A 6912-nucleotide genomic window follows, 5' to 3' on the forward strand; every position below is an offset into this window, starting at 1 on the left:
GATTATATATCAAAATCCTTGAGAATAGGGTGTCAACTTTATTTATACACCATCAGTATCGTATCTCTTTCAAGTACTTATCATCAAAATCTTCTTTCCAATAAAAAGGAATGTATCCACCCTCGATTACAAGATTTTGATCGTTTTCTATCGCCGTCTTAATCATTTCTCTGACGATTGGCCAAAGGTACTTCTGAAGCGCCGGATCATCTTCTGGCGCTAAGTTGCTATTTCCACTTCGGATCAGTCCCATTTTTAAATGGTCAATAGAAAAGTATGGGATTTTATATTTCTCTAGTATTTTTTGTGCTAGTACGGTTTTCCCTGTGTGGGAAGCTCCTGCGATTAAAATGACCACACCTGTATCCTCACCAATTCAAATTTTCTATTTTTTATTATACTTTATTCAGCTGTACAATGATAGACTCTGGGGATAACTTGTCATCTGCTGCCACTAGCAGCGCAAGTTGTTTCCGCCTTATGCCGGTTGGAAAAGGCACTGATTCACCAATGGCCCCTCTACACATTATCGTTCGAGGGAGTGGGCCTCCTTAGGAAATTTTCCGGTAAAGGCTCTCTGGTGCTGAGCTGTCGTGTTGTAGAAGATTCGGGAATCCTTCTTTATGCCCCCGCAGTCGGGCGTTTCTTCTCCCAAACATCCACTTAAAATGGCTAGACCATGTAAAGGACACGGCAAAAGATGCGAGGCAGAAAAATACCCTACATACCGTGGGCGTAGAACACAGCCCTTGCGGAAGTGGATTCCAAAAGGGCTATTTGGTTCTTTTAGGAGGCAGAAACGGTTTTATAAATCCTTATTGATTTCCGTATTACGGATGGATACTTTTTTTCGATAAAGGCAATAAGCAATAATTGCAGTAATTACCTCGGTAACCCAAAAGGCATGCCACACACCAACAGCGTCAAAAAGACGACTTAAAAAAACGCGAGCGGAATAATCAATAAAGCGTAGCGAAGCAAAGAAATGATAAAGGAGGGAAAGCCCATGCCCAAACCTTCCAAAGCTCCGCAGGAAATTATGGAGATCGAAGAAACTACAAATCCAATGCTGATAATTTGAAGGGCCGTGCTGCCCACTGCTATTGTATCTGCATTGGTAGAAAATAGCCCAATCAGCTTGCCGGGAATCGACCAACATAAGATGGTTCCAACGGCCATGATGCAAGCAGAGATGGCAAGAGCCACGCGGTAAATCTTCTCAACTCGGGAATATTCCTTTGCCCCAAAATTGTATCCAATAATGGGTCGCATCCCCTGAACAATCCCGTTTGCGGGCAAATACAGGAATGTTTGCAGCTTGTAGTACACACCTAAAACTAAAACATAGATCTGGGAATAGGCAGCTAAGAGAACATTCAAACACGAAATTAACAGGGAGGGGAGTGCTAAATTTAAAGTGGCGGGAATTCCGACAGAATACATTTTTCTGGTGAGTCGGGGATTAAAAGTATTGGCCGTGAAGCAAAGCCGTACCGGGAGTTTCCCGACGAAATAGCAGATGCAATACATTGCCAAGCTAAGCGTTTGGCCGATACCCGTTGCTAAAGCGGCACCCTCCATCCCCATTTCAGGAAAAGGCCCCCAGCCGAAAATTAAAATCGGGTCTAAGAGGATATTGGCAACACAGCCGGACATCATGCAGATCATGGTCACCAGCATTTTTCCAGCAGCTTGAAATATCTTTTCCAGTGACATGGAGATGGCTATAAATACCGCAAAAGCAAACGCGATTCTCGAGTACCGCACCCCCATATCGACGACCTGCTCATCAGTGGTAAAAAGGCGAAGGAAAAAGGGCATGACCGCAATGCACCCAATCGTTAATAAAAGCCCATAAATCGCATTGAAAACTACGCTCTGTGTCGCGGCAGCGTTGGCTTTTTGGGAATCCTGTGCACCAAGATGATAGGAGATTACAGCATTGGCGCCAATGGAAAAACCGATGGTAACAGCATTGATAAGGTTTTGTACAGGGAACACCAATGATAAGGCGGTCATGGCATCTTCGCTAATTTTCGCGACATAATAACTGTCAACAATGTTGTATAGCGACGCCACCATCATGGATACAACCATCGGCAATGACATGGAAAGAACCAATGGTAAAACCGGCTTTGTTTTCATAAAAGTTTGCTGCATTTGTGGAATCCTCTTTTCTTTTGGAACTAAAAGAAAAAAGCTATATTTCCCCTTGTTTATCTCACCCACAAGGAAAAATATAGCTTTCGCGTTTCCCATGCTATCACATTTTTATGTGCCTGTCAATGGAACTATGGAAATTGAAACGTCTCCACGCTGCGTCGTGCCATACGGTACAAGCGATGATCGATTGAACTTGATAAACTTTGAAGATTTACCTATGGGGATAAATGGAAAACAATAGAAAAAGCCCCCAAACGGGGGGCAGAACAAAAAGGTGGATGCTCCCGAAAGGAAGTATCCACCCAAAGTAAACCTTAATAGGCTTGTTCAAAGGACTGGTGCAACGGGAACCTTTGCGTTCCCGTTGCAATAGACATGCGGAAAACTTAGGCAGATTAGCAGCAGAACATACCGCCACGTCCACCGCAGCAGCACCAGCTGCAGATGTTGCACATTACAAGATACATCCAGAAAGAAAGGCAAAAACGTCCCGGATTTCCGCTGGGTTGGGCATAGGGCTGCTGGTAGCTGGAATAGGTTTGGCCAGGATTTTGCAACTGATCCAACAAATTCTGGTACGCATAGTTGTTGGGTTCCATGGAAACGGCTGTTCGCGCTTCGTCGCGAGCCCGAATGTTGTTGCCCAGCCCTTGGTTGGCCAGTGCGCAGTAGTAATGCCACTGGGCGTTGCGTTCATTGGGAGCCATGCCATTCAAAGTGTTTAAGGCCTCATGGTAAAAGCCGTTGCGAATATAGTTGGCAGCGGCTCGCAACTCGGGGCTTTCTTGGCCGGTGGTGTAGGTTTGACGGCTATTGGTGGAACCGTAAAAACCAAACCCGAAGGGGCCAAAGCCAAATCCGCCAAAGGGATCTTGCTGATACTGGTTCCCGTAACCACCTTGGCTGTATCCATAGGGACCGTTGGAGTTCTGATGCTGTTGGGAACCCTGATAGCCTGCCTGCCCGCCATTTTGCTTGCGGCGCATGATTTCGCTATAAGCAGCCTGTACTTCCTTGAACTTTTCTTCGGCAGAAGGATCGTTAGGATGCAGGTCGGGATGGTATTGTTTACATTTTTGGCGATACGCCTTCTTGATGGCTTCATCATCGGCACTGGGGGTGATGCCCAATACGCTATACGGATCGCTCATTGGTGACGCCCCTCTCTGTGCTTTCTTACCAGCGCGTATTTGCTCCACACGCCAGAATAAATCGTATTATACAATAATTTCCCCTCCGGGGTATCCTGTAAAATGGGCAGTAAAGAAAACTGTTGGGCACACAAGCCGATCTGTTGGGTTAAAAGATCATGACAGTGGGTTTCGTATTCCGCAGGGGAAAGCTGCTCCCACAGGGCTTGCAATGCATTATAGCGGCCCTTTTTTTGATCCTTTTCCAGATCGTCGTAGGCGTCCATCAGATAGATGAAGCCGCCCAATCCACGTCCCATTTCTTGCAGTACCGGTGCCCACAAATCATCCCGACATGCAAACACCGCTCCCAGCAAGGTGCCGAAAGCGTTGCATAACGCATCCAGATCATGAGAGCCAGAACCTTCCAAAACATTCAATGCAGCCAACTGTTCGGTGATCACACTGTATTGACGCGGCCAATGCTCTCGAATCGCTGGCAAAAAGGGTTCCAACTTTTTAGCTTGTCGAAAACTGGCACGTCGGTGATCGTCCTGCCAGTCGTCCAAGAAGTTGTAGTAGGCCAGCGCGATGGTCATGTCTGCCGCATAGTTTTGAAATTCATTGTCGGCCCGGGGCCGTGTGCGTAAAGGGTGGGGGGCGCAGCGCCCCGTGCCAAATTGAGTCTCTGGCTCGTACAAAGCGCTGAGCAGTATAGCCACAAAGGCCATATCATAGCTCAGCGTCAGTTGCCCGGCCATACCGTAACGGCGGCCCAGTGCTTGGCACAGACCACAGTAATACGCTTGGTAGCGGTCAAGGTCTTCTTTTGCCAATCCCTTTCGATAGATGGTAACATATCCAAACATAGCCCGTCAACTCTTTTTGATGAACTGTGTAGCGCATTTGGGGCAGGTGATGGAGATTTTGCCGCGGCCACGGGGGACTCGCAGTTGCTGCCCGCAGTGAGGGCAACGATAGTAGTGGTAGGCTTTGCGCTGCTGAAAACGCATCTTTCGAGTGGAAAACCAGCGGGTGACTTTTCCTTCCAAGGCAAGATATTTAACGTTTTCCTGATACCGCTTTTGGATGTTTCGGCTTAAAATGCGAAAATAGGAATATACCAGCAAAAGCAATCCAAGCCAATAGAGTACGGCACTGAAAAACGCACCCAGCAGGATCAATACCAAAGAACAGGTAGACAGAAAACCGCTAAAACGGTCAAACCCGTAGCGGCCGGACATAAAGCGCTGTAACCAGCCTTTCATCAGAAAAAACCACCTTTTAGGGCGATGCCCTTATTTTTCGCTCTCCATTATGGCATGCAAATGTTGGCAAATCGTGAACAAGAGCGAAAAAGAATTTGAACAAATCGCAGAAAAGCCTAGATTCTGCGGTTGTTTTCGGGACGACTGTAAAACAGCCGCTTGTTTTCGTACATTTTTCGATCGGCTTCCTCGTATTGAACTTTGAGATCACCTGTGCCAGGACGCCAAGAGATGCCGGCGGAACAACTGATCCCTTTGGCTTGCAACGCGGCCTGTAAGGCTTCTATGGTCTGTACAAACACTTGTTGGCAGTTATAGGGATCTATAATAACGAATTCATCGCCGCCGACACGGTAAGTCATTTTATGAAAAAATCGATGAAATTCTTCTGCGGCGCTGCAAATCAAGCGGTCACCGGCTGTATGCCCGCTTTTGTCGTTGATTTCTTTTAGACCGTTCAGATCAAAACAAGCTACACCCAGACCTTCCCCCCCCCGTGTGGAAAGGTCGCCGTCGATCACGGTGTTGAATTTGTTGCGATTGTAGAGACCCGTCAAAGAATCTTCAAAGCTCAGCCGCTCCAACTGTGCAGTCTGGGCAGCGATCTGCCTTTTTTGAGCCTCGACTTGTTCTTGTAGGTATTCATAGGACTGTAAGGCCATCTTGACCGGAAAGCCGATGTCGCCGGCCATATCGGCATAGGGGTTGGAAGCATGAATGTGACAGCAGCGGAAGGTGCCGTTCACACGGCGGAAGACAGTGGTGATCCGTTGGTGGACCCGTAAGCTGATTTGGGTGGAGGCATCGGTAGAAATCCATGCCCGACCATTGCAAAGGTAGATGTCAGGGGTCAGCATCAGTACGTGATATTCCTCGCCGGAAATGTTGCAGCGGGGGATCATACCGGCGAAACGGCGGAAAAATCCTGCAACGGTTTCGGCGCCGATCCCGTATTCTTCTTCGCCGGCGCCCACCCAGAGCAGATCCTCGTCAAACAGTGCGATAACCGCCTCGGGGTCATTTTCACCGTAGTGCTTATGCAGCATAAAACTGGTTAATTCTATGACTTTTTGCTCGTCTTGAGTCCTTGCGCTTTGCATGGTCATGCACACCTTCTTTCTGGGAAAGAGGAATCCCTCTTTGATCTCGAGAAAACCAACCTTACAAATCGATGCTCTTATTTTCGATGCAGTGTCACAATGGCTTCTACATGTCGTGTGCGGGGGAAGAGGTCCACGGGTTGAACTTCCGAAGCTTGGTAGCCGTGGTCGGTCAGCCAGCGTGTATCCCGGGCGGCGGTGGCTGCGTTGCAGCTCACCATGACAATGGTGAGCGGCGCCATATCTTCCAAGGCTTGCAGCGTGGCAGCATCACACCCTTTGCGCGGAGGATCCACCACAATTACATCGGGACGGATACCTTCCGCAGCCAGTTGCGCTGCCGCAGTACCCGCATCTTGGCAGCGGAAATCGGCTCTTTCGGGAGGCAGTCCCAGACGGGCGGCAGTGGCTTTGGCACCTTCCACGGCCTGCGGTACGATCTCCACCCCCAACAAGCGGCGGCAATCGGGCAACATCGAGAGACCGATGGTTCCCATGCCACAGTACAAATCAAGCAGAAAATCGGTGGGACGCAAGGCGGCCCGGACTCTTGCCTGTGCGTAGAGCACCTCGGCTGCGGGGGTGTTGACCTGATAAAATTCGTGTACGCCCATACGGATCTCTACACCGGCTAAGGTATCGGCGATGGTGCCGGGTCCCAATACCGTGCGGGTATGGGAACCAAGAATCACATTGGTTTTGGCGGTGTTTTCATTGATGAGTACGGTAGTAAGGGAAAACTCCTGCTGTAAGGCTTTGCACACGGCATCCTCTTGCGGCAAAGATCTTCCGTTGAGCACAAAACACAAAAGCCGTTCGCCGCTGTGCCAGCCCTGCCGCAAAAAGAGGTGCCGGACCAAACCGGTATGGGAATCTTCCTTGTAGGCGGTAGCGCCAGTCTCTTCCAAAAGAATGCAGGCGCGTGCGGCTAGCTGGTTCATCCAAAGGGGCTGAAGTTTGCAGTCCGAACAAGATACAATGCGATGGCTGCGTCCCGCGAAAAAGCCGGTGGTCAGATGCCCATTTTCATCTTCTCCCACGGGTAGCTGCACTTTGTTGCGATAGCGGTCCGTCTCCGGCGCGCTGAGAACGGGCAGTACCGGTATGTCCAGCTTTCCCAGTCTAGAAAAGGCATCCCGTACAAACTGGGTTTTGGCAGCACATTCGGCTTGGTAAGAGATGTGCCGCAAGCCGCAGCCTCCACAGGGCGATGCCACCGGACAATCAACTGCAATGCGGCCGGGCCGGCGG

The 6912-nt window shown here is 49.3% G+C and carries 6 protein-coding genes and 1 pseudogene; all 7 read right to left on the reverse strand.

Annotation, left to right across the window (positions count from 1 at the left end; all coding sequences use genetic code 11):
* Window positions 1-55: 55 nt before the first annotated feature.
* Window positions 56-358, reverse strand: a pseudogene (locus tag Q0526_RS13025) (adenylate kinase); the annotation flags it as partial.
* A gap of 578 nt (window positions 359-936) precedes the next feature.
* Complete coding sequence (locus Q0526_RS13030) at window positions 937-2259, reverse strand: MATE family efflux transporter (protein ID WP_366522109.1); 1323 nt, start codon at window positions 2257-2259, stop codon at window positions 937-939.
* Window positions 2260-2558: 299 nt separating this feature from the next.
* On the reverse strand, window positions 2559-3314 hold the full coding sequence (locus Q0526_RS13035; protein ID WP_298734346.1) for a J domain-containing protein: 756 nt from the start codon (window positions 3312-3314) through the stop codon (window positions 2559-2561).
* Window positions 3311-4162: a DUF5685 family protein gene (locus Q0526_RS13040; protein WP_298734349.1), complete on the reverse strand. Its 852-nt coding sequence runs from the start codon at window positions 4160-4162 to the stop codon at window positions 3311-3313. The genes Q0526_RS13035 and Q0526_RS13040 overlap by 4 nt, the downstream gene beginning before the upstream one ends.
* Before the next feature lie 6 nt (window positions 4163-4168).
* Window positions 4169-4561 (reverse strand): hypothetical protein, encoded by a 393-nt coding sequence (locus tag Q0526_RS13045; RefSeq protein WP_298734351.1) that lies wholly within the window; start codon window positions 4559-4561, stop codon window positions 4169-4171.
* A gap of 116 nt (window positions 4562-4677) precedes the next feature.
* Complete coding sequence (locus Q0526_RS13050) at window positions 4678-5667, reverse strand: diguanylate cyclase (RefSeq protein ID WP_298734353.1); 990 nt, start codon at window positions 5665-5667, stop codon at window positions 4678-4680.
* Between the two features lie 71 nt (window positions 5668-5738).
* Window positions 5739-6912 (reverse strand): 23S rRNA (uracil(1939)-C(5))-methyltransferase RlmD (gene rlmD, locus Q0526_RS13055; RefSeq protein ID WP_298734357.1); only part of this gene is annotated, 1174 nt, incomplete at its 5' end.

This window comes from uncultured Subdoligranulum sp. (assembly GCF_937890665.1).